General features: G+C 64.8%; 18 protein-coding genes, 1 tRNA gene and 4 pseudogenes. 10 read left to right on the top strand and 13 right to left on the bottom strand.

The genetic code is table 11. The annotated features are described in order from the left end of the window. Positions 1-116: 116 nt before the first annotated feature. The 3 genes from QM682_RS04805 to QM682_RS04815 all read left to right on the top strand — a co-directional run bounded on the left by QM682_RS04805 (position 117) and on the right by QM682_RS04815 (position 4,344). Positions 117-1,121: a zinc-dependent alcohol dehydrogenase family protein gene (locus QM682_RS04805; protein WP_415127654.1), complete on the top strand. Its 1,005-nt coding sequence runs from the start codon at positions 117-119 to the stop codon at positions 1,119-1,121. 220 nt (positions 1,122-1,341) lie between these two features. Next, positions 1,342-2,343 carry a tRNA dihydrouridine(20/20a) synthase DusA gene (gene dusA, locus QM682_RS04810; RefSeq protein WP_415127736.1) on the top strand — a complete coding sequence of 334 codons (1,002 nt, stop codon included), beginning with the start codon at positions 1,342-1,344 and terminating at the stop codon, positions 2,341-2,343. A gap of 288 nt (positions 2,344-2,631) precedes the next feature. Continuing rightward, positions 2,632-4,344, top strand: a complete 1,713-nt coding sequence (locus QM682_RS04815) for a glycosyltransferase (RefSeq protein ID WP_415127656.1) — start codon at positions 2,632-2,634, stop codon at positions 4,342-4,344. A gap of 30 nt (positions 4,345-4,374) precedes the next feature. On the opposite strand, the gene QM682_RS04820 is transcribed toward QM682_RS04815, so the two are convergent. Together QM682_RS04820 and QM682_RS04825 are read right to left on the bottom strand one after the other, a co-directional pair. Continuing rightward, positions 4,375-4,626, bottom strand: a complete 252-nt coding sequence (locus tag QM682_RS04820; RefSeq protein ID WP_415127658.1) for a hypothetical protein — start codon at positions 4,624-4,626, stop codon at positions 4,375-4,377. An 82-nt stretch (positions 4,627-4,708) separates the two neighbouring features. Further along, the gene (locus QM682_RS04825) at positions 4,709-4,975 is read right to left on the bottom strand and encodes a hypothetical protein (protein WP_415127660.1); all 267 of its coding nucleotides are present in this window, start codon (positions 4,973-4,975) and stop codon (positions 4,709-4,711) included. Between QM682_RS04825 and QM682_RS04830 the strand changes: the two genes are divergently transcribed. Together QM682_RS04830 and QM682_RS04835 are read left to right on the top strand one after the other, a co-directional pair. Continuing rightward, entirely contained in the window at positions 4,950-6,221 is a 1,272-nt protein-coding gene (locus QM682_RS04830) for an MFS transporter (RefSeq protein WP_415127662.1), read from the top strand. The two genes, QM682_RS04825 and QM682_RS04830, sit on opposite strands and share 26 nt — an antisense overlap. Positions 6,222-6,608: 387 nt before the next feature. Next, complete coding sequence (locus QM682_RS04835) at positions 6,609-7,706, top strand: tRNA-dihydrouridine synthase (RefSeq protein WP_415127664.1); 1,098 nt, start codon at positions 6,609-6,611, stop codon at positions 7,704-7,706. Between the two features lie 189 nt (positions 7,707-7,895). Here the strand turns inward: QM682_RS04835 and QM682_RS04840 are convergent. After that, positions 7,896-8,337, bottom strand: a pseudogene (locus QM682_RS04840) (IS5/IS1182 family transposase); the annotation flags it as partial. A gap of 4 nt (positions 8,338-8,341) precedes the next feature. On the opposite strand from QM682_RS04840, the gene QM682_RS04845 reads away from it, so the two are divergent. Beyond that, positions 8,342-8,794, top strand: coding sequence for a hypothetical protein (locus QM682_RS04845; RefSeq protein WP_415127666.1), 453 nt, complete (start codon positions 8,342-8,344; stop codon positions 8,792-8,794). 17 nt (positions 8,795-8,811) lie between these two features. On the opposite strand, the pseudogene QM682_RS04850 reads toward QM682_RS04845, so the two are convergent. From QM682_RS04850 to QM682_RS04895, 10 genes and pseudogenes are all read right to left on the bottom strand, one after another. Next, a pseudogene (locus tag QM682_RS04850) lies at positions 8,812-9,034 on the bottom strand (transposase); the annotation flags it as partial. 490 nt (positions 9,035-9,524) lie between these two features. After that, positions 9,525-9,609 (bottom strand) — tRNA-Leu (locus QM682_RS04855). Positions 9,610-9,774: 165 nt separating this feature from the next. Continuing rightward, a pseudogene (locus tag QM682_RS04860) lies at positions 9,775-10,089 on the bottom strand (transposase); the annotation flags it as partial. A 61-nt stretch (positions 10,090-10,150) separates the two neighbouring features. Beyond that, positions 10,151-10,714, bottom strand: coding sequence for a virulence factor SrfB (locus tag QM682_RS04865; RefSeq protein WP_415127668.1), 564 nt, complete (start codon positions 10,712-10,714; stop codon positions 10,151-10,153). A 24-nt stretch (positions 10,715-10,738) separates the two neighbouring features. Continuing rightward, a complete protein-coding gene (locus tag QM682_RS04870; protein WP_415127670.1) occupies positions 10,739-11,287 on the bottom strand; it encodes a hypothetical protein in 549 nt (182 codons plus the stop codon). 65 nt (positions 11,288-11,352) lie between these two features. Continuing rightward, complete coding sequence (locus QM682_RS04875; RefSeq protein ID WP_415127672.1) at positions 11,353-12,162, bottom strand: hypothetical protein; 810 nt, start codon at positions 12,160-12,162, stop codon at positions 11,353-11,355. Then, positions 12,159-12,863 carry a S1C family serine protease gene (locus QM682_RS04880; RefSeq protein WP_415127738.1) on the bottom strand — a complete coding sequence of 235 codons (705 nt, stop codon included), beginning with the start codon at positions 12,861-12,863 and terminating at the stop codon, positions 12,159-12,161. The genes QM682_RS04875 and QM682_RS04880 overlap by 4 nt, the downstream gene beginning before the upstream one ends. After that, entirely contained in the window at positions 12,863-13,327 is a 465-nt protein-coding gene (locus tag QM682_RS04885; RefSeq protein WP_415127673.1) for a hypothetical protein, read from the bottom strand. The genes QM682_RS04880 and QM682_RS04885 overlap by 1 nt, the downstream gene beginning before the upstream one ends. 14 nt (positions 13,328-13,341) lie before the next feature. Then, complete coding sequence (locus tag QM682_RS04890; RefSeq protein WP_415127675.1) at positions 13,342-13,932, bottom strand: vWA domain-containing protein; 591 nt, start codon at positions 13,930-13,932, stop codon at positions 13,342-13,344. A 38-nt stretch (positions 13,933-13,970) separates the two neighbouring features. Continuing rightward, positions 13,971-14,282, bottom strand: coding sequence for a hypothetical protein (locus QM682_RS04895; RefSeq protein ID WP_415127677.1), 312 nt, complete (start codon positions 14,280-14,282; stop codon positions 13,971-13,973). A 470-nt stretch (positions 14,283-14,752) separates the two neighbouring features. Here QM682_RS04895 and QM682_RS04900 point away from each other — a divergent pair. From QM682_RS04900 to QM682_RS04915, 4 genes and pseudogenes are all read left to right on the top strand, one after another. After that, positions 14,753-15,180: pseudogene (locus tag QM682_RS04900) on the top strand (hypothetical protein); the annotation flags it as partial. A 156-nt stretch (positions 15,181-15,336) separates the two neighbouring features. Then, entirely contained in the window at positions 15,337-15,900 is a 564-nt protein-coding gene (msuE, locus tag QM682_RS04905; RefSeq protein WP_415127679.1) for an FMN reductase, read from the top strand. Positions 15,901-15,924: 24 nt separating this feature from the next. After that, positions 15,925-18,249: a molybdopterin-dependent oxidoreductase gene (locus QM682_RS04910; protein ID WP_415127681.1), complete on the top strand. Its 2,325-nt coding sequence runs from the start codon at positions 15,925-15,927 to the stop codon at positions 18,247-18,249. A gap of 399 nt (positions 18,250-18,648) precedes the next feature. Further along, positions 18,649-20,283: an ABC transporter substrate-binding protein gene (locus QM682_RS04915; RefSeq protein WP_415127683.1), complete on the top strand. Its 1,635-nt coding sequence runs from the start codon at positions 18,649-18,651 to the stop codon at positions 20,281-20,283. Positions 20,284-20,296: the final 13 nt, after the last annotated feature.

The following is a 20,296-nucleotide window of genomic DNA, read 5'->3' on the forward strand; positions in this document are numbered from 1 at the left end:
TTACATTTATGTCAGTATAAGCGAAAATTGTGCGTTCTTGCGATATTCGATGTGGCGACCTTAGTAAAGAAAGCGATGGCCCGCAATGATGCCGGCCAGCAACCGGAGTCGAGATCATGAAAGCGATCCAACTTTTCGCGCCCGGTGGGCTTGAAAACCTGCGCCTGGTCGATCTGCCCCCGCCGCCGGCCCCCGCCGCTGGAGAGATCACTCTGCGCCTGCACGCCAGCTCGCTCAACTATCACGACCTGCTCGTTGCGACGGGGCCGCGGGCCATGGGCGATCTGATCCCGATGGCCGATGGCGCCGGCGTGGTGACGGCGGTGGGCGAGGGCGTCGGTGAGTTCGCGATTGGCGATGCGGTGGTATCCTGCTTCTTTCCGCGGTGGCAGGCCGGTCATGCCGTGCCGACCGGCTTCGCCGCCGTTCCCGGCGACGGCACCGACGGCTTCGCGCGCGAGGCCGTGACGCTGCCCGCCACCGCCGTTACCCATGCGCCCAAAGGCTATAGCCATGAACAGGCCGCGACACTGACCACCGCCGGCCTGACCGCCTGGCGGGCCCTGGTGGTCGATGGCCGCATCAAGGCCGGGGACACGGTGCTGGTGCTGGGCAGCGGCGGCGTGTCGGTCCTGGCCGTGCAGATGGCGCGGTCGATGGGCGCGCGGGTGATCGCCACCACATCCAGTCCCGAAAAGGCCCTGCGCTTGCGCGCGCTTGGCGCCGAGGCTGTGATCGACTACCGCGCCGAGCCGGACTGGGGCGACGCGGTGCTGGCGGCGACCGGCGGTCGTGGCGCGGATATCGTGGTCGAGGTCGGTGGCCCCGCGACGCTGGCGCAGTCGATCCGCGCGGTGGCGCCCGGCGGCCATATCGCGCTGATCGGCGTGCTGACCGGCTTTTCGGGTGACGTTCCCACCGCCGCGCTGATGGCCAGGCAGGCAAGCCTGAAGGGCCTGATCGTCGGCAGCCGCGAGCATCAGCAGGACATGGTTCGCGCGCTTGAGGGCTTCGATTGGCGTCCCGTCATCGACCGCAGCTATCCGTTGGAGGCCATTGCCGAAGCCTTTGCCTGGCAAAAGTCCGCCAAGCATTTCGGAAAGATATGCCTCAAATGGTAAGCGAGGGTGAAGGCATGTGAGCCCGGCAGGATGGACAGGCGCCCGCCGGTGAAAAGCGAAGGCGTCCCGCCGATGCCGGCGGGACAGGCCCGTGCGCGGCGCGGTTCCCGGCCTGTTTTCGCCTTTCAGGGACGGTCGAAAGGCCGGCGGGTTGCGAGCAGGCGGGTTTTCGGGCAAAAGGCCGGCTTCGCGAAACCCCTCGGACCCCGCCGCCATGGATATGCCCGCCAACCCAGGATCGCCCGCTCTGGACGAGGCCGCCCGGCTTTCCGTCGCGCCGATGATGGATTGGACCGATCGGCGGTGCCGGGTCTTTCACCGCCTGCTTTCGCGTCGCGCCCTGCTTTACACCGAGATGGTGACCGCCCAGGCTGTGATCCATGGCGAGCGGGGGCGGCTTCTGGATTACGACGCGGCCGAGCATCCCCTGGCGCTGCAACTCGGCGGCTCGGAACCCGCGCTTCTGGCCGAGGCGACCCGCATCGCCGCCGATTGGGGCTATGATGAGATCAACCTGAATGTCGGCTGCCCCAGCGACCGGGTGCGGTCGGGCTGTTTCGGCGCGGTGCTGATGACCCGGCCCGGCCTGGTCGCGGATTGCGTCCGGGCGATGATCGCCGCAAGCCCGGTCGAGGTCACGGTGAAATGCCGCATCGGCGTGGACGATCAGGTGCCCGATGAGGTGCTGCCGGCTTTCGTCGCCACCATGCGCGAGGCGGGCATCCGCCGCATGACCATTCACGCCCGCAAAGCCTGGCTGAACGGCCTCTCCCCGCGCGAGAACCGCGAGGTCCCGCCCCTGGACTATCCGCTGGTGCATCGGATGAAGGCGGAATTTCCCGATATGCATCTGTCGATCAATGGCGGGATCGGGGCACTGGACCAGACGCGCGGGCATCTTGCCGTCATGGATGGGGTGATGCTGGGCCGCGCCGCCTATCACCAGCCCTGGGACATCCTGGGCCGCGCCGATCTGCTCTGGGGCCAGGCGCCGCCCTTTGTCCATCCGGCCGAGGCCGCCCAGGCCATGCGTCCTCATATCGAGGCGCATCTGGCCCAGGGCGGGCGGCTGCATCAGTTCACCCGGCATATGCTGGGCCTTTTTCACGCCCGTCCCGGCGCGCGGGGCTGGCGGAGGCTGCTGTCGGAAGGCGCCTCGCGGGCCGAGACCCCGGCCGAGGCGTTGGCCGTCTATGACGCCGCCCTGGCCGAGGCGGCCTAGCCGTTTGATCCCCTGTTTCGCCGGCGGCATTGCATTCGGCGGAATGCGGAATGCGGAATGCGGGCCAGGTTGCAGCAAGCAAGCGCCACGACGACTGCGGCGGTCCGTGGCGCTGTCGCTGGATGGCGGGCAGTGATCGTCGCCTTCCGCCGACATAAGCGGCTGCCGCTTGATGGTTGTCTTCACGCGTATCAGGCGACGATCCTTGCCGCGCAATATGCGTCGGCGCCAACCGTTGTTCGCTTGCCGAAGCATTGCTAGGGTTCCGCGAACCATAGGAGCGCGCGCATGAATATCGTCGGGATCTGCCGATTCTCCCTGCTCGGCCGAGGCGATTGGAAGGCATATCAGGGCAAATCGGAAGCCGAGCTGGAGGCCGTCTATCGCGAGAAGGCGGCTGAACTTTTCGCGCCGGACCGGATGGAGGCCCGGCTTGCCACGTTCGAGCACCTGACCCTCGCATCGCTTCGTGCCCAGTCTGATCAGGACTTCCGGTTTGTCGTCCTCGCATCCGAGCAGATGCCGGCGACCTACCGCGCGCGCCTCGATGCGATCTGCGCGGCGGTGCCGCAGGTGAGGGTTTTCTATTTCGGCACCACAGCCGTGGACGAGGCGCAATGCGTCGCTTTCGACCGGATCCGGGCCAGCTTCGCCGACACGCTGCAATTCCGCCTGGACGATGACGACTGCCTTTGCGCCGAATTCGTCGCATTGCTGCGACAGCACGCCTCACCCCTTATGACTGGTGATGAGCCGTTCTCGGTCAGCGTCGCCGGCGTGCTCTATTCGGTGCTGAACGGCCAGCAGAAAGGCATCTATCGCTGGCCCGTGTCCTTCATGAGCGCGGGCACCGCCGTGCGCCACCCGACGAAAAGCGTCTATTCCTTTGGCCATTTCGCCCTTGGCCGCCGGTTCAGGTCGGTGATCATCACCGGCCATCAGGCGCTGGTCACGAACAATGGCAACAATGACACGTCGATTTCTCCCGAGATCATGCGCAAGCGGGGCATGGTCAGGATGCGGGACGATGAGGTGCGGCCGGAAATCCTGCGGGATTTTGCCTTCCTGACGCCGGCGGGCATGAAGGCCGCCGGCTTGCCCGCGCCGCGCAAAGATGAGACCCCAGCCCCCAGGCCCGGCTGGCTGACCGAAATTTCGGATGGCTCTCACCGTGGATTTTATCGCTCGGACGCGGCATTCGCGCTTCAGCATGTGATGCGGGACAAGCGGATCCTTTATGTCACATTCGACAACCTTGCCGAGGTTCGAAGCCGCGACCGGCTGCGGGCACCATGGGGTTACGACTTCGCGCGAAAGCAAGACTGGTCACAACTTGGCGTGCAGTCCTTCCGGGAAAACTGGTTCCGCGACCGGGGCCTGTTCGAAGAACTCAACCGGCTGGCCAAGCAAGGCTTTTTCAATCAGTTCGGCAAGGTGGTCTTCTCCGGCACATCCATGGGAGCATTCGCCGCCTGCACCTTCTCGTCACTGGCTCCCGGTAGCACGGTGATCGCCTTCTCCCCTCAGTCGAGTCTCGCGCCGGATCTCGTCCCGTGGGACACCCGCTATCCCCAGGGCCAGCGGTGGAACTGGCACGGGCTGTTTCGGGACGCGGCGGAAGGGTTGGCCAAGGCGCGCGACGCCTGGATCTTCTATGATCCGCTGCTGGAAATGGACCGGCGCCACGCGGAGCGCCTGCGGGGCGGAAACGTCACACTCCTGAAGACCCGCTATTCCGGCCATTTCAGCGCGCAGATGCTGCGCCAGGTTGATGCGCTGTCCCGCGTGGTGCTGGATTGCGTCGATGGGGGCATGACCGAGGCGAAGTTCTATTCCCTCTACCGCCCGGCCCGCCAGTTGCGGCGATACCAAGAGGCGCTGGCCATGGAAACTGCCCGCTCTGGCACGCCGCACAGCCGGCGGCGCGTCGTGGCGGCGCTGCGGGCGATCGGCCGCCCGCAACTGGCGGCGCTGGTGACATCGACGGCCCGACCCGACTGATTTTCGGGTCATGCGGCGGGCACCCCTCGGTCAGCCAATCCGGCCAGCGCGGTTTGTCGATGCCCTCGCGTCGCGGGCCAGGCCGGCGCGGCCGGCAAGGAAAGCCCCCCGTGCGGCCGAGATGCCGCCGCCCACCATCTCGAACAGCACCCGCGCCATGGCCGCCGCCGTCAGGGCAAGGGCGGTGACAAAGGGCGTCGCCAGCCTGATGGCCGGTGCCACCGGCTTCACCAGGTCGCGATTGCCGAACAGCAATGCAAAGCATTCGGAAATGGAACGCATCCGGCAGAGGATAGCTGTCCAGCCGAGTGGCGACAAAAATCGACAAGCCGCGCAAGAACAAGGGCAAAAGGATCGACGGATTTCATGTGCGCCCCGAAAGACTGCCTTTGACCGGCAAGATTGCACGGCGCCGGTCATCGACCTTGCGTCCGGTCTTCTTTGCTTTGCAAATACCCATTCCGACCCGGCAATCGGCGCTGTCCTTGCGATCGGCATCCGACGGCGCCAACTCCCCCTCACAATTCGCGTGATCCCGCCCCATGACCTTGACGCCGCCCGGCGACGGGCGCAGAGGCGTAAGCGACAGCTTCAGGATTTTCGGCATGACGACGCAGGATTTCTCGACCAAGGAGCGGCTCTCGGCTCCCTCGGTGCTCCAGAACAGCAATTACCGGCACTTCCTCGCATCACGCACCTGCTCGTCGCTGGCATTCCAATCGCTGACGGTGGCGATGGGCTGGATGATCTATGAACTGACCGGCTCGGCCTGGATGCTGGGCTGGATCGGTTTTTGCCAGTTCCTGCCCATGCTGATGCTGACCTTCGTGGTCGGCACCGTGGCCGACCGCTATGACCGCCGCCGCATCGGGCTGATCTGCCAATGGGTCGAAGCCGCGACCGTGCTGGTTCTGGGCCTGCTGGTTTGGCGGGGCAGCTTGACCCCGACCGGCATCCTGGTCGCGGTCTCCGTCATGGGCGCGGCCCAGGCATTCGAGCGGCCGACCATGGCCTCACTGGTGCCGGGGATCGTGGGGCCGGCGATGCTGCAACGCGCCATCGCCACATCGACCTCGTTCATGCAGACGGCGCTGATCGTCGGGCCGGCGCTTGGCGGTCTGCTCTATGGGCTGGGGCATCTGGTGCCTTTCGTCGTCTCGGGGTTGCTGTTTCTGGCGGCGGGCTACAGCGTCGGCACCATCCGGGTGCTGACCGCGACGCCGATCGCGCGCAGCCCGGTGAGCTTAAGGACGGTATTCGCCGGCGTGGCCTTCATCCGCCGCACTCCGGCCGTGCTGGGCATGATCTCGCTGGATCTGTTCGCGGTGCTGCTTGGCGGCGCCACGGCCCTGCTGCCGATCTATGCCTCGGACATCCTTCAGGCCGGGCCATTGGGGCTGGGGCTGCTGCGGGCCGCGCCCGCGATAGGCGCGCTCGGCATGTCGATCATGCTGGGATGGATGCCCATCGTCTCTGGGGCGGGGCGCAAGATGTTCGCGGCGGTGGCGGTCTTTGGCCTTGCCACCATCCTGTTCGCGCTGTCGCGCAATGTCTGGCTGTCGATCGTGGCGCTGCTGGTGGTGGGCGCCTCGGACAATATCAGCGTCGTGGTGCGGTCGTCCCTGGTTCAGTTGATGACCCCGGACGAGATGCGGGGCCGGGTGAATGCGGTCAATTCGCTTTTTATCGGCACATCGAACCAACTTGGCGAGTTTGAAAGCGGCATGATGGCCGGCATGATGGGACCAGTCGCGGCTGGGGTGATCGGAGGTCTGGGCACGCTGGCGGTGGTGGCGATCTGGATGACCGCCTTTCCGGTGCTGCGCCGGATCGAGCGGCTGGACGGCCGCCAGGATCCAATCCCAAAGCCTCGCTGAACCGCCCGTTCCGTGAACCTTTCCGGCCACAGGCGGCTCGTGCCATTGAAAGCGCCGTCAGGATTTTCAACCGCCGTTTCAACCGGCTTGCATGAAACAGCGCGGCAGCGAGGCAAGCCGGGAACCCTGCCGCCGCAATGGGGCCCTGCCTCCGGTCGCCATGATGAATGTTGATCTTCGGCGGGGCCAGTCCGATGCTGGCGCGGGATTGGTCCTGATAATGCTCCACCCCGCCAACCCATGTCGAGCACGACATTATGCCCATGTTTCGACCAGCGCGCGCCATATAACGTCCTGTTTCACAGGCCCACGTCGAGGGTATCGAGAAAATTATTGACTGATTGGTAAAAATATCGGGTTCTGTCTATCAGAACCTGGGAGTGCGCCATGCCCTATGAGCTTGCTACAAACTTCACTGGCCTTCAGTTCGTCAATCCCTTCGTTCTGGCTTCCGCGCCGCCGACGGAAAGCAAGCAAAAGATCATGCGGGCCTTCGAGGCAGGCTGGGGCGGCGTCGTGACCAAGACGATCGGACTGCATCCGGTCGAGAACGTCGCCGGTCCAAAAACGATCTTTCAGCGCGCCAGCGAGACAAAGCCTTATGTCTCGCGCAGCAAGCGGCCGGACACCGTGTCGCATTCCTCCTGGAACTGGGAACTCATCTCGGATCAGCCGCTGGATCAGTGGCTTCCCGACCTGGAGGAAATCAAGACCATCTGGCCGGATCGCATGCTCATCGGCTCGATCATGGCGGGCGCGGGCAGCGAGGAAGAGATGGACCATTGGCGCAAGCTCGCGCGGGCGGTCGTGAATGCCGGCTGCGATGCGGTCGAGTTGAACATGTCCTGCCCCCATATGGACCGCAAGGACATGGGGGCGCATATCGCCAATGACGAGACCATCATCCGACAGGTCCTGAAGGCCGTGACCGAAGCGGTCGGCGTGCCGATCTGGGTCAAGCTGACACCTTCATCCTCTTCGCTGGTTGACGGGGCAAGGGCCGCCTATGACGCGGGTGCCGCTTCTATCTCGCTGTGCAATACCTTCCCCTCCCTGCCGCTCATGGACCCGGAGACCCTGAAGTTCGAGGTCGAGGTGGACGGGCTGGTCACGTCCGGCGGCTTGGGTGGTCTGGCCATCCTGCATCAGGCCCTGCAACGCGTGTCGGATATTTCGCGCGCGTTCCCGGATAAATCCATTTCCGGGATCGGCGGGATAAGAGGTTTCCGCGAAGCCTTCAATTTCATCGCGCATGGCGCCGGAAATCTGCAAATATGCACGGCCGCGATGGAGGAAAAGGGCAGCGGCGGCATCGGCGTCAACCTCATCCATGAACTGACAAGCGATCTGGGGGACTACATGCAGCGCAAGGGGTATTCCTCGATCAATGAGTTCCGGGGGATCGCCCGCGAAAGGGTCGTCGAACATTCCAAGGTTCGCAGAAAGAGCGATGCCTATAATGGTGGTTACGCGCGATCGGCGTAGAATGGTTGAGCTTTGCCCTATGCTCCCAAAGCCACAAACGGTCGGAGGAGGCATGGTGAAGAGCAGGCAGGAAGCTTTCCCCGTGGGTTAATGGGGTTGGCCTTTCGGGATAGGTTTCGGACATTTCCTTTAGCCTTCCGAAGAAACTCTCGACAAGGTGCCGCCACTTGCAGGTCTCCTTGTCGAAGCTCGTCGGGAACCGCCGGTTCGATTTCGGTGGAATGACAGCGATGACATCGCGCTTCGCCAGATCAGCCCACTGGCACCCGTAAGATCTGCCTGGACGATCAGCCCGTTCCGGTTTTCCATAAGCGCATGGCCGATGAAGCAAAGCGTGGTGCCGGTGCCCGGCGACTTCTTGTAAAGGCGCGCGTCGGGGCCGGTGGTCGAGGCATGGGTTGCATTGAAGCGCCGCTCGCCCCGGAAGTCGATCTCGGCATCGCGGGGGGGTGGGTTTTGGGCGGGGCATCGGGGGCGTCTCGGATCTGGCGGGCGTGTCATCAGGGGTGGGAAGATCATCGTCTTCAGGCGGCGTGGCCTCGGCCTTAGGCCGGAAGCTTTTCATCGAAACCCAGGCTTCCACAAGCGTGCCATCGACCGGGAAGTGGTCGTCCGACAGAGGTGGGCTCAGCGGCATGCGGCTGGCCGAGCAGCAGGATTGGGCGCAGCCCGACGGGCGCTATATCATCTATGTCAGCGACGCGGGCATGCTGGTGGGCGAAGCCCGCAGCTCGGTCGCAGGCACCACGCCGGAACTGCTGGCGACGCGCCTGCGTGAGGACCTGGGCATCGCGACCTTCGCGCTGTTTCTCAAGACCCGGCCTGGGCGGGCCTATCACGACGATGCCATCGCGCAGCTTGAAAGGCTGACGGAATTGCAGGCCGGCGGGCGCTCGCTGGTGTTCCCGATCGAGGATGGCGATGTCGCGGCCTTCGGCGCCTCGGTCGACGGGCTGACGCAGGCGCTGCTGGAAAATGTCGGTGCACGCGCGGCCCAGGCCCAGCCGCAAGGCTCCGCGCCAGCCCCCGTTGCCCAACCCGCCCAAACGGGCAAAACTCAAACCCGGAGTCTCGCTCACGCTGGATAAAAGTCGGGGGCAACGTCAGCGGCCAAGTCGAGCATCGCCTCGGCCAGAAGCCTCTTAAGCTTGCCGTTCTCGTCTTCGAGCGCCTTCAGCCGCTGCGCTTCCGACACATCCAAGCCGCCGAACCGCGCTTTGTATTTGTAGAACGTCGCCGAGCTGATCCCGTGCTTGCGGCAGACATCCGCTCTCCTGCTCCTTCAAGATCCCGATGATCTGCGCTTCCGTAAACCGCGATTGCTTCATAGTCTGTCTCCTTGAATGGACGGACTCTACCAAAATCTGGAGGAGGTTCAGGGGCTCAGGTCAGGCAGAGGAACTCCACACAAGCTTGAACGCCGCCGAAAAAGCAGCCTAATCATTGAACCAGAAACTCTCCGGTAAACCCGAGGCGGTTCACGCTGTTACTGGCTGGCCTCGGCTGGGGCAGCATGCAGGAGCCAATGATCCGCGTAGACGTGAACGAGGGAGCGCCGGGGTCTACGCGATGCAGGCAATCTATCGCACGGAGCCGCCACCTGGGCCTGGGGCTGCCTGGCTCATTGAGCGATTCGCGACTCAAGCGCGAACCTGACAGGTGGTCGCGATCCAATCATGCGCCTGCAATGCAATCTGCTGGCCGGCGACACGCACCCGTGATCTTGGGCGGCATGGGTAAGCGCGACACTCGGTTTCGATGACTACGAGGCTTGCGATTTTCCCCGCCACAGGCAAGAATCACTATGCCTGAAGAAAGTGGTGCGGGTGGTCGGAATCGAACCGACACTCCTCTCGGAACCGGATTTTGAATCCGGCGCGTCTACCAGTTCCACCACACCCGCACGGTGCTTATCCCCTGCGTGCAGCGCGCCTGAGGGTAGCTCGGCACTCCTATACAACAGCTAAAAAGACATTTCTAGCTCTTAGCGCAGGGAGAATTGCTTTTATAGGTGGTCCGGCTGATCTGAACAGGTTCCGGGCGTTTTCCAGGTGGTTTTCCGCCTCGGTTACGCGGCTACCGTTTCGGGTATCGGCTGGTTGAAGTGGGCTGATCGGGGCTTTTCCCGTCAAGCGATGAATGCGGGCGGCGGTTGTTGTAGAAGCTCAGATATCGACCGATCCCGGCACGGGCCTCCGAGACGCTGTTATGCCCGCAGACAGGTCTCCTCGTATTTGATGGTCCGCCAGAGGCGCTCGACGAAGACGTTGTCGCGCCCGGTGCCCTTGCCATCCATGCTGATCCCGATCTCACGCGCGGCCAGCACCTTGATGAAGTCGGTCGAGGTGAACTGGCTGCCCTGGTCGGTGTTGAATATCTCTGGCGTAGCATCGCCGCGTGGTCCCCGGTGTGCGGACCCCGGCCGGAACCGGGGCCTCGCTGTTTCAGAACACCGCTACCTTGGCATAGGCGTTGATCGCCGCCTTGCGTTGCGCGATCTGCTGGCGCAACTGCGCCTGCTGCGCTGGATTGCCCGACGAGGATTGCAGCCGGTTCACATCGCCGTTCAGCGCTGCGATCTCGCGCGACAGGGTGCGCGACTGGGTTTCGCTCAGGCGCTGCTGCGCCTGAAGGTCGCGGACCCGGCTGTTGGCGCGGCTGATCGCGATCCGCTCGCGCTCGACCTCGGCCAGGATGGTGTTGAGGTTGCTGCCCAGCCGCGACAGCGCCGCCTCGGCCTTCATGCTGTAGGTGCATTCCTCGTCGGCCTCATGCTCGGCCGCGCTGCCTCGGGGGCGATAAAGGCGCAGCCCCTCGGAATCCTGGCGCACGGGATACAGCACCAGGTCCTCGCGGTTGTCCTCGACCGCGTCGCGCTCATAGGTGACGAGGCGGCTCAACCGCTCGACCTCGGCGATGTCGAAGGCGAAATTCAGAAATTGCACGCCGGAATTGGGGATAAGCGTGACGGTCTCGTTGCGGTTGAAATCAAGCGTGGTCTTGAGCAATGTCAACGGTCCTGTTCAATCTGGCTATTCGATCCGAAACTCGGCGACGCGATCCTGCGCGCCGGGCCGGGCGGTGCCCTCGAAAAGCTCGCGCTCTTCGCCCTGGCGCAGTTGCAGCACGAAGGGAATCGGGGTGGGGGCGGTCTCGCCGCGCGCGGCCGCGTAATGGCGCACCCAGATCTCGAACCGGCCGGGCATCGACTGGTCCAGAACGAAATAGGCGTTCTCGACCGGGTTATCGACGGGATCGGACTGGTAGCGGTCGCAGGCATTGCCCATGGGGCCGGGGCGGTTGGTGCAGTAATTGGCATCGACATCGATCTGGCCGCCGCAGCGCATGACGTTCTGGCTGTTGGCGCCGGTCAGTTCCTCGCCATTGGGGCAGCGCACCACCAGGTCCAGATCGCTGCGGCCGTTCCACAGCAGGGTGACGGTAACGTCGCCGACCCGCCCGCCGACGCGGTCGCGCGCGCGGTCCAGGTCAGTTTCCTCGCGGCGCAGGTTGGGCCGCTCGGGCACGCCGGGGGCCGGAGGGGTCTCGGTGCGGCGCTGGGGCGGCATCGTGGGCGGCATCGTGAGCGGCGGCCGCGTCCATGGCGCCGAAGGCCCGCCCTGGATGCGGCATTGCGGGGCGGCGGTCAGCCCCCCCGCGCAGCCGGGCCAACTCCGCCAGCAGCGCGTCGTGACGCGCCTTTTCGGTCGCGGCCGAGGCGCGAACCTGGCAACTGCCCACCACTTGCCAGGACGGCGGCAGGTGCAGGGCGCAGGCCACCAGAAGCAGCCAGTAGATCAACCCCAGCGCGCCCAGGAACAGCAGCCACAGCAGTGCCGGCAGCCACCATCCCGATCCGCCGGCGGCCACGACCACCGGGGCAGCCTGGATCGCGGCGACGCCCGCCACCGGGGGGGACGACCGGCGCGGCGGGCGGGCGCGGTTGCAGCACCGGCGGCGGCTGGCCGATCAGCGCCCGAGTCTCGCGCAGCAGGCTGCCGGTCGAGACCGTGCCCTCGTCGCGGCAGCCCCACAGGATCAGCACCGGCTGGTCGCCGGCGACGAACAGCCGGTCGCGCAGTTCGACTTCCGAGGGCTGATGCTGGATCGCCTCCAGCAAAGCGCCCCATTGCCGGTTCGCATCGCTCTTGCCGGCGTTGCATTCGGCGGCAAAGCGGCGGATATCCTCAAGCAGTTCGTTCAGCCGACCCAGCACCCGTTCCTGCCGGTCGGGCGGCAACTGGCTATAGGGCACAGCATCGTCGGGCGTGCTGGCCATCCAGGAAATCGACCCGGCACCGCGAAACGGCTCAACGAAGAGCGCGGCATGGGCGGGCCCCAGCGTATCGGACAGATGGGCGTGGATCTGGTCCCAGCTATCATGGACAAGGTGCTGGCCCACCGTCAACGGGCGCAGGCCCGCCGCCGGGGTCTCTTTCAGGAAGCGGCGCATCATTCCGGGGCTTCCTCGGGCGCGGCGCCGGCCTGGGCCAAGCGGCTGGGCTGGCATTCGCCCTGGGCGTTGCGGGCGGTGATGCCGTTAGCTTGCAGGAATCGTCCCAGCGCATCGGTGGTCAGCGCGTAATCGCCTTGCAACAGCAGGTTCCCCTCGTCGCTTTGGGTGACGAAGGTGTTGATGCCCACGACCCGCCCGCAGTTGTCGACCAGCGGGCCGCCGCTGTTGCCGGGGGCAATCTTGGAGGTATGGGGGATATAGCCCAAGGGACCGCCCATGCGCTGCGCGGTCTGGATCGTGGTGACCATGCCGTTGGTCACCACCGCCTCGGGCGGGGTGGCGGGCTGGCCCTGCTGGATCGCCGCGAAATAGCCGCGAATCTGGTTCTCAAGGTAGAAGCCGGGATAGCCGCTGGCATAGACCGCCTGCATGCGCCTGGCCGCGCCCAGGGTCATCGGCATGGCCGAGGGCACATCGGCATCCAGCCGCAGGATAGCGAAATCCTCCTTGGGCATCGCGCCCGAGCCGTCGTCGACGGTGCGCGCCAGCACGGTCGCCTGCAACGGCTGGCGGATGGTATCGTTGGTGATCATGACTCGCTGCGCCCCTTCGACCACATGCGCATTGGTCGCGACATGCCGGCGATCGATGAAGAAGCCCGAGCCGTTGCCGAAGCCCTCGGCCGTCTCGGCCAGGAGCATCACCGTGCCCCGGCGCAGCAATTCGTCCACATTGCCCGCCGCCGCCTGGTCGTCGCCCCCCGGCAGGGCCTCGGGCAAAACCTCGGGCGCGGGGACCGATTGCGAGGGAAGCGGCGGCACAGGTCCAACCGCTGCGCCGGACCCGGCGGCGTCGGCGACTGCTCGACCGAGCGCGAGAACAGGTCGCCCTCATACATGCAGATCTGCGCCGGATCGGCCTGGCCCAGCCGCGCGATCTCCTGCTCCAGCGCCGCGTTGGAATCGCGCAGCGCGGCCACGGCGGCCTCGTCCGGGGCGCCGCGATAGCGCAGCACGCCGGGCACCATCAGCACCAGCAGGAACAGCAGGAACAGCAGGAACAGCAGGAACAGCAGGAACAGCAGGGCAAGGCCAAGCGCAATTGCCGGTGCCAGCCAAGGGCGGGCCGCGACAGGCAGGTTCTGGGGCTGGGGGTCTTGGGTCACGGTCTTGCTCTCCCTCATTCGGGGCGAGGGGCGGCGGCGTCCAGGGTGGCGCATTCCGCGGCGTCGAGTTGTCCTGTGGTCTGCCGCAGCCGCATCACCAGTTCATCGGCATTGTCGGCGGTCAGGAAGCGGCCGCCGGTGCGGTCGGCGATGCAGCTGTTCGCGGCGGCACCGGGCACCAGCGCCACCAGGCTGACATGGGCATGGGGCAGCGCCTGCCGCAGCCGGTCCGCTGCCGCACAGGGATCGCCGCCGCAACTGTCCTCACCATCCGAGAGGATGACGATATTGACCGGCCGGTCGGGGCTGCGCCCGGCCTCGGTCTGGGCGGGCAACTGCTCCAACGCCTCGGCCAGCGCGGTATAGGAGCGCAGGCGCAGCCCGTCCACGGCGCGCTGATAGGGCGCCGCATCGCCGGCGCCAAAGCTGCCTTCCTGCCGCAGCCGCACCCGGCATTCGGCAAAGCTCATCAGCTTCAGCCGCGCATCGCCCTGCAATCCCGCGACCAGCGGGCGCAGCGCGTCGCGCGCCACGTCGATCCGGTCCGGCCTGGCGGGGGTCTTGCCACGCTGATACAATCGGTCCAGCTCGGCCCCCAGCGTCATCCGCTACAAGGAACTGGCCGCCGCCTCCAGCGCCGCGTTCACCCGCGCGGTATCGGCCAGCATGTCGGGGGCAGGTTATAGTCGATCTCCATGCTGAACGAGACATCGACCAGCACCAGCGTCTCATCCGTGGGCGGCGGCTGGCATTGCTGCGCGGCCTGTTCCTCGGGCTGGGGCTGCGCCGCCGGTTCCGGGGCGCGGCATTGCGGCGCGCGGCGCAGGACTTCGATACGGCTTTCACGCGCGGCCAGCAGCGCGGCATGGCGTTCGCCAAGCCGGTCGAATTCCGAAACCTTCGCCGGGCAGAAATTCAGCCAGGCCCAACCGGCCCCACACGCGCGTGTGATCATGACCCCTGCGAAAACCAGCGCCAAGGCAAAGGCGACCCAAAGAACTGCGGGAATCACACGAGGCATCAGGCATTAACCATTAAGAAGATCCACAAAGGAAAAATTCATTTTTAATTATATAAAATCAATAAATTGCAAGACTAAACCCATCTGTCCCCTTTCCGCCTCCTTCCCGTGCCATTTCCATGCGAATCGTAATCACGTCAATGTTACTGTACGTGTGACTTGGGATTGATGATTTTCTGCCCTTCCTGTTCAAAAGCGCAGTTCCAGGCCCGGTTTTTCGGTCGTGATCCCCTTTCGTTTCCACTGCCACCCCGGTATTCGCCCATTTTTTCACCAAATAACACCTGATCGTTTCATTCTGATTAATGCCGCCCAAGGGTCCGCTGGCCTCTGATACTGTGACCACCCCCGACGGCATCTGTGTGCCAGGGTGGGCCTGCGATGATACACATAAAAGAGCAGTCATGTCGGAGATTGCCACTGTAGGTCTCTATCTGGCCAAGAACGTGTTCCAGGCGCATGGGGCTGCTGCCTCGGGCCAGGTGCTGCCGTTCTTCAGCCAGCTGCCGCCTTGCGCTATCGCCATGGAAGCCTGCGGAGGAGCGCATTTCTGGGGCCGCTGGATCGGCAAGCTCGGGCCATGAGGTGCGGCTGATCCCGCCCGCCTATGTGAAGCTCTTCGTCAAGCGCCAGAAGAATGATGCTGCGGACGCCGAGGCGATCTGCGCGGTATCAAGCTGGTTGCCCCGATGAACGCGTCCAACGATGCGCTTTGTGCCGGTGAAGGGCGAAGAGATGCAAGGGGCCGCACCTCGCCATGGCGCTCGAACCAGTGGCACACCATGGCTCGATCTTCCGCATCCGGGAACTTCTGATCCGACAGCGCATTCAGGCCTCAACGCAAGCGAAGCTTCCTGCCGGTGGAAGGGTTCTTCCTTGGAGGCTTCAAAAGAGAGAGCGGTCATGGTGCGCAGCGTATATCTTTGGAATGGAACCTCGGTCGCCGACACCTTATTGATAGACAAACCTGTCTGCATCGGAAGCAAGAATGGCCATCCAGATCGTCGGCTTTGCCGGCAACCCTCACCGCCCCTCGAAAACCCGCGCTCTGGTGGAGGTTGCCGCGATGCGCACCGCAGAACGATACGGCGGAAAGGTGAAGATCTTCGACCTGCTTGACCTTCAGCCCCATCTTGGCGCGGCGGCTGCGCTGGCTGACCTGCCGCCGCCCGCGCGCGAGGTGGTTGATGCCATCGTCGCGGCCGATGTCCTGATCGTTGGCAGCCCGGTCTATAAGGGAAGCTATTCCGGCCTTTTCAAGCATTTATTTGACTTGATCGAGCCTGCCGACCTGGCCGGGAAGCCCGTTCTGCTGACCGCGACCGGCGGAGGAGAGAAACACGCCCTGGTGATCGAGCATCAGTTGCGCCCGCTGTTCGCCTTTTTCGAGGCTGCGGTGCTGCCGACGGGCCTTTATGCCGGCCCGTCCGATTTCATCGACGGAATGCCGCAATCCTTGCCGCTGCTGGCGCGGCTGGATCGCGGCATCGCGCAGCTTGGCCCCGCGCTTAGCCCCGCGCCTGGCCGTCCGCAAGACGATCGCGCGGCGTAACCGGCGATGTCGCGCATCAGGGATATGCTTCTGCACAGCAGCCATTGGGGTGCCTTCCGCGCGGGGCGCGGTGCCGATGGCGCATTGGAAGTTCATCCTCTTGCCGAGGATCCCGACCCTTCGCCCCTTCTCGTAAACATTCCCGCGGCGCTCGATCATCCGGCACGCCTTGGGCGGCCTCTGGTGCGGCGCGGTTGGCTAGAGGACGGTCCCGGCCCCGATGCGCGGCGTGGGCGTGACGGATATGTCGAGCTGGACTGGGACACCGCGCTGGACCTTGCCGCGAAAGAACTGCGGCGGCTGGGTGCGGGCGGCGATCCGCCCGCCGATGGCCCGCTACACGGCGCGCGCGTGTTCGGCGGCTCATACGGCTGGGCCTCGGCCGGCCGGTTTCACCACGCGCAAAGCCAGTTGCATCGATTTCTGAACACGGCTTTCGGGGGCTATGTGTCCGGCGTCGACACCTATTCCACCGCCGCCGGATCGGTCATTCTTCGGATGGTCTGGGGCGATGCGATGCAGTTGAACCGCGACCATCCCTATCTGGAGGAACTGGCCGAGAAAACCGAGCTGCTGATCACCTTCGGCGGCCTGCCCCTGCGCAACACCGCCGTCAGCAGCGGCGGCAATACCCGCCATCTGGTCGGGCAGGTGCTGGACCGCGCGGCGCGGCGCGGCTGTGCTTTCGTGTCCGTCAGCCCCGTGGCCGATGACATGACGGATCTGCCAGGGCTTGCACGCCTTGCCCCGCGCCCCGGAACCGATGTCGCTTTGATGCTGGGCATGGCGTGGCATCTGCATCGGACCGGCCAGGACGACCGAGCCTATCTTGATCGCTACACCACTGGATACGAACAGTTTCTTGACTATCTGACGGGCCATGCCGATGGCGTTCCCAAGACGCCCGACTGGGCTGCGGCAATCTGCGATCTGCCCGCCCGGCAGATCATGGCGCTGGCCGACCGGGCGGCGCGGGCGAGAACGCTGATCAATGTCACCTATTCGCTTCAGCGGGCCGAGAACGGCGAACAGCCAGTCTGGATGGCGCTGACGCTGGCGGCGATGCTGGGACAGGGGCATCTGCCGGGCGCGGGTTTCTGCTATGGGCTGGGCTCGATCGGCAATATAGGCAAGGCGCCGATGGACATTCCGTTGCCGACCCTGCCCCAGGGACGAAACGGCGTGCCGGATTTCATTCCGGTGGCGCGGATCGCCGATCTGCTGCTGCATCCCGGCGCCCCGTTCACCTATATGGGCGAAACCCATCGCTATGCCGACATCCGCCTTGTCTATTGGGCCGGGGGCAATCCTTTCCACCATCATCAGGATCTGACGCGACTGGCCCGCGCCTTTGCCAAGCCGGACACGATCATCCTGCATGACAGTGTGGGAACCGCCACCGCCGCCCATGCCGATATCATCTTTCCCGCCACGGTAAGCGCCGAACGCGAGGATATCGGCGCCGCCGGCAACGACCCTTTCCTTATCGCGATGGAGCCGCTTGGCCGACCCTTTGGCGAGGCGCGGAACGACTTTGCCATCTTCACCGCGCTGGCCGCCCGGATCGGTTGCGAGGCGCGCTTTACCGAAGGGCTGGACAGCGCAGGCTGGCTGCGACGGCTTTACGCCCGGACCCAGGCGGCGCTGGCAGAGCGCGGCCTGGCGATACCCGATTACGATGCCTTTCGTCAGGGCATGGTCGTGCCTTTGCCGCTGAGCACCGCCGAGGGTCTTATACGGCGCTTTCATCGCGATCCCGTGGCGCACCCGCTTCCAACCCCGTCCGGCAGGATCGAGATCCATTCCGAACGTGTCGCGGCGGCGGGCCTGCCCGGCCATCCGGTCTGGATGCCGGGCATGGAATCCTCGGGATCGCCTCGCGCAGCCGCCCATCCGTTCCAGCTTGTCGCCAACCAACCCGCCACGCGCCTGCACAGCCAGTTGGATTTCGGCCCAGGCAGCATGGCCGCCAAGCAGGATGGGCGCGAGGTCGCGCGGCTGAATCCGGTCGACGCGCGCGCTTTGGGCGTCGCCGCAGGCGATGTGATCCGCATCTGGAATGATCGCGGCGGGGTATTGGCGGGGACGATGCTCTCGGACGCGATCCGTCCCGGTGTCATACAATTGGCCACCGGCGCCTGGTATGCGCCCATGGATCTGCCAGGGCTGGGGCGCGTCTGCGTGAATGGCAATCCGAATGCGGTCACTTCCGATGCCCCCGCCTCGATCCTGAGCCAGGGATGCACCGGCCAACTGACGCGGGTTTCCGTGGAGCGGCTTGGACGAACAGCGCCTCGAACCGTGCCTCATCACGAGATTCTTGATCTCTCGGCGGACAAGACAGGATGACTCGCCCGAAAGGAGAGGCGATCTGTTTCCTTGGGTCAGGAAGGAATATGCTTCCCAATCCCGACAAGCCTACGAAATAGACACTACGGACAGGTCAGTCTATCTCTGGATGAGACGCAATCTGCTCCTGTAGGCAAGGCTTTCGGCACCAGCCTTGGAAAGCCTCTGCCCAGGCGGATAGCCAGCATGAGCAGGATCGAACAAGGACGACCGGATGTCGGACAGAGGCCCGTATACCATCGAAAAATCCATGCCCTGTCGCTGCCTTGACCAAAGCTGTCGGGCCATGGACCGCGCATACCCCAACCCAGCCTGACGGCTGCAACCGGATTTCCCGCTGCCGCTGTGCGACATCGCCGCCGCCGGGACGAACAGAACACTTTCACAGGAATGAACCAGATGGTCACCCCCTATCCCACTCCCAACCTGTCGCGCCGCCAACTGCTGGTCGGGTCCGCGGCTTTGACCGCCGCTTCGCTGGTCGGAAACAAGCTTTTCGCGCAAGGCGCCGCCGGTGGCGATCTTGTCTTTCTGATCGACTCCCTCGGGCCGACCTGGATCCCGAACAACGGCTCGATTTCCAGCTTCCAGGGCCATATCTGGGGGCATGTGACCGACAAGCTGATCTATGTCGATCCCGAAGGCGCGGCCAGCCCCTGGATCGCCGAAAGCTGGGAGCAAAACGAATCCGCGACCGAATTCACCCTGAAGCTCAAGGCGGGGGTGACATTTTCGGACGGCTCGCCGGTCGATGCGGCCGCGGTGGTCGCCAATCTTGACATCTGGTATGCGGGCCGCCCCGACGAGGGCATCAATCCCATCGGGCTTTTCCCCAAGACCTATGATCACGCCGAGGCACCGGACGCGTTGACGGTGAAGGTCGTCTTCAAGGCGCCGACGCTGGGCTTCATTCCGACGCTGGGCTATCACGGCTCTATCCTGATCTCGCCCGCCACGCTGGCCGCGCCCGCCAGCGATCAGGCCAACCTGTCCAAAACCGTCGCCAGCGGGCCCTTTGTCGTCGATAGCTGGAAAGAGGGCGATTTCGTCAAACTGGTCCGCCGCCCCGACTACAACTGGGGGCCGGCGGCGGTCGGCCATACCGGGCCGGCATTTCTGGATTCGATCACCTATAAGCTGGTTGGCGAACAATCGCTGCGCGTGGCCGCCGTGCAGGCAGGTCAGGCCGACGTGGCCTATAATGCCTCGCCCCAGGAGCTTACCTTGTTGCAGGCCGATGGCTTCGTCACCGCGACGCCGCGCTATCTGGGCTTTGTCAACGGCTGGGCGATCAATACGCAAGAAGCACCGTTCAACGACGTGAAGGTGCGTCAGGCGTTGCAGGTCGGCATCGACCGGCAAGAGATCATCGACACCGTTTATACGCCGGACTGGCAGCTTGCCCGTTCCTTCATCCAAAGCAACGTTCCCGGCGCCACCGATCACGGCGATCTTCTGGTCTATGACCCGGCCCGCGCCGAGGCCCTGCTGGACGAAGCGGGCTGGGTCAAGGGCGCGGACGGTTTTCGTGCGAAGGATGGCGTGGCGCTGGAACTGATCCTGCATTCCAACCCCTATCTGGCCACGGCCAAATCGGTGGACGAGCTGATCGCCCAGCAATTGGGCCGGATCGGCTGGCGGGTGGTCATCCGCGCCTATGACGTGGTGACTTTCGGCGAACGGGTGCAATTCGCCCGCGAAGGCGTGCCCACCTATGAGGTGACGCGCAGTTTCATCGACGCGGGCACCGTGGCCAGTATCCTGACCAACGCCAATCGCGGCGAGAACTGGTTCAACCTGGGCGAAAGCGACCCGAGGATCAACGCCCTGCGCGACCAGATCGCCAGCGCGGCGTCGTTCGAGGTGCGCGATCCGCTGCTGGACGAGTTGCAGGCCTATGTCCTTGAGCAGGGCTATTTCATCCCTCGCACCCAGATCGTCCAGCGCATCTATGTGCAGTCGCCCGAGGTGCGAAACGTCGCCTATAACGGCATCGCCTATGCCAGCTACTACACCGCGACCAAGGGCGCCTGATCCGGTCGCCCCA

Origin of the sequence: Paracoccus sp. (in: a-proteobacteria) (assembly GCF_047605025.1) — a bacterium.
In the GTDB taxonomy this organism is placed as follows: Bacteria; Pseudomonadota; Alphaproteobacteria; order Rhodobacterales; family Rhodobacteraceae; genus Paracoccus.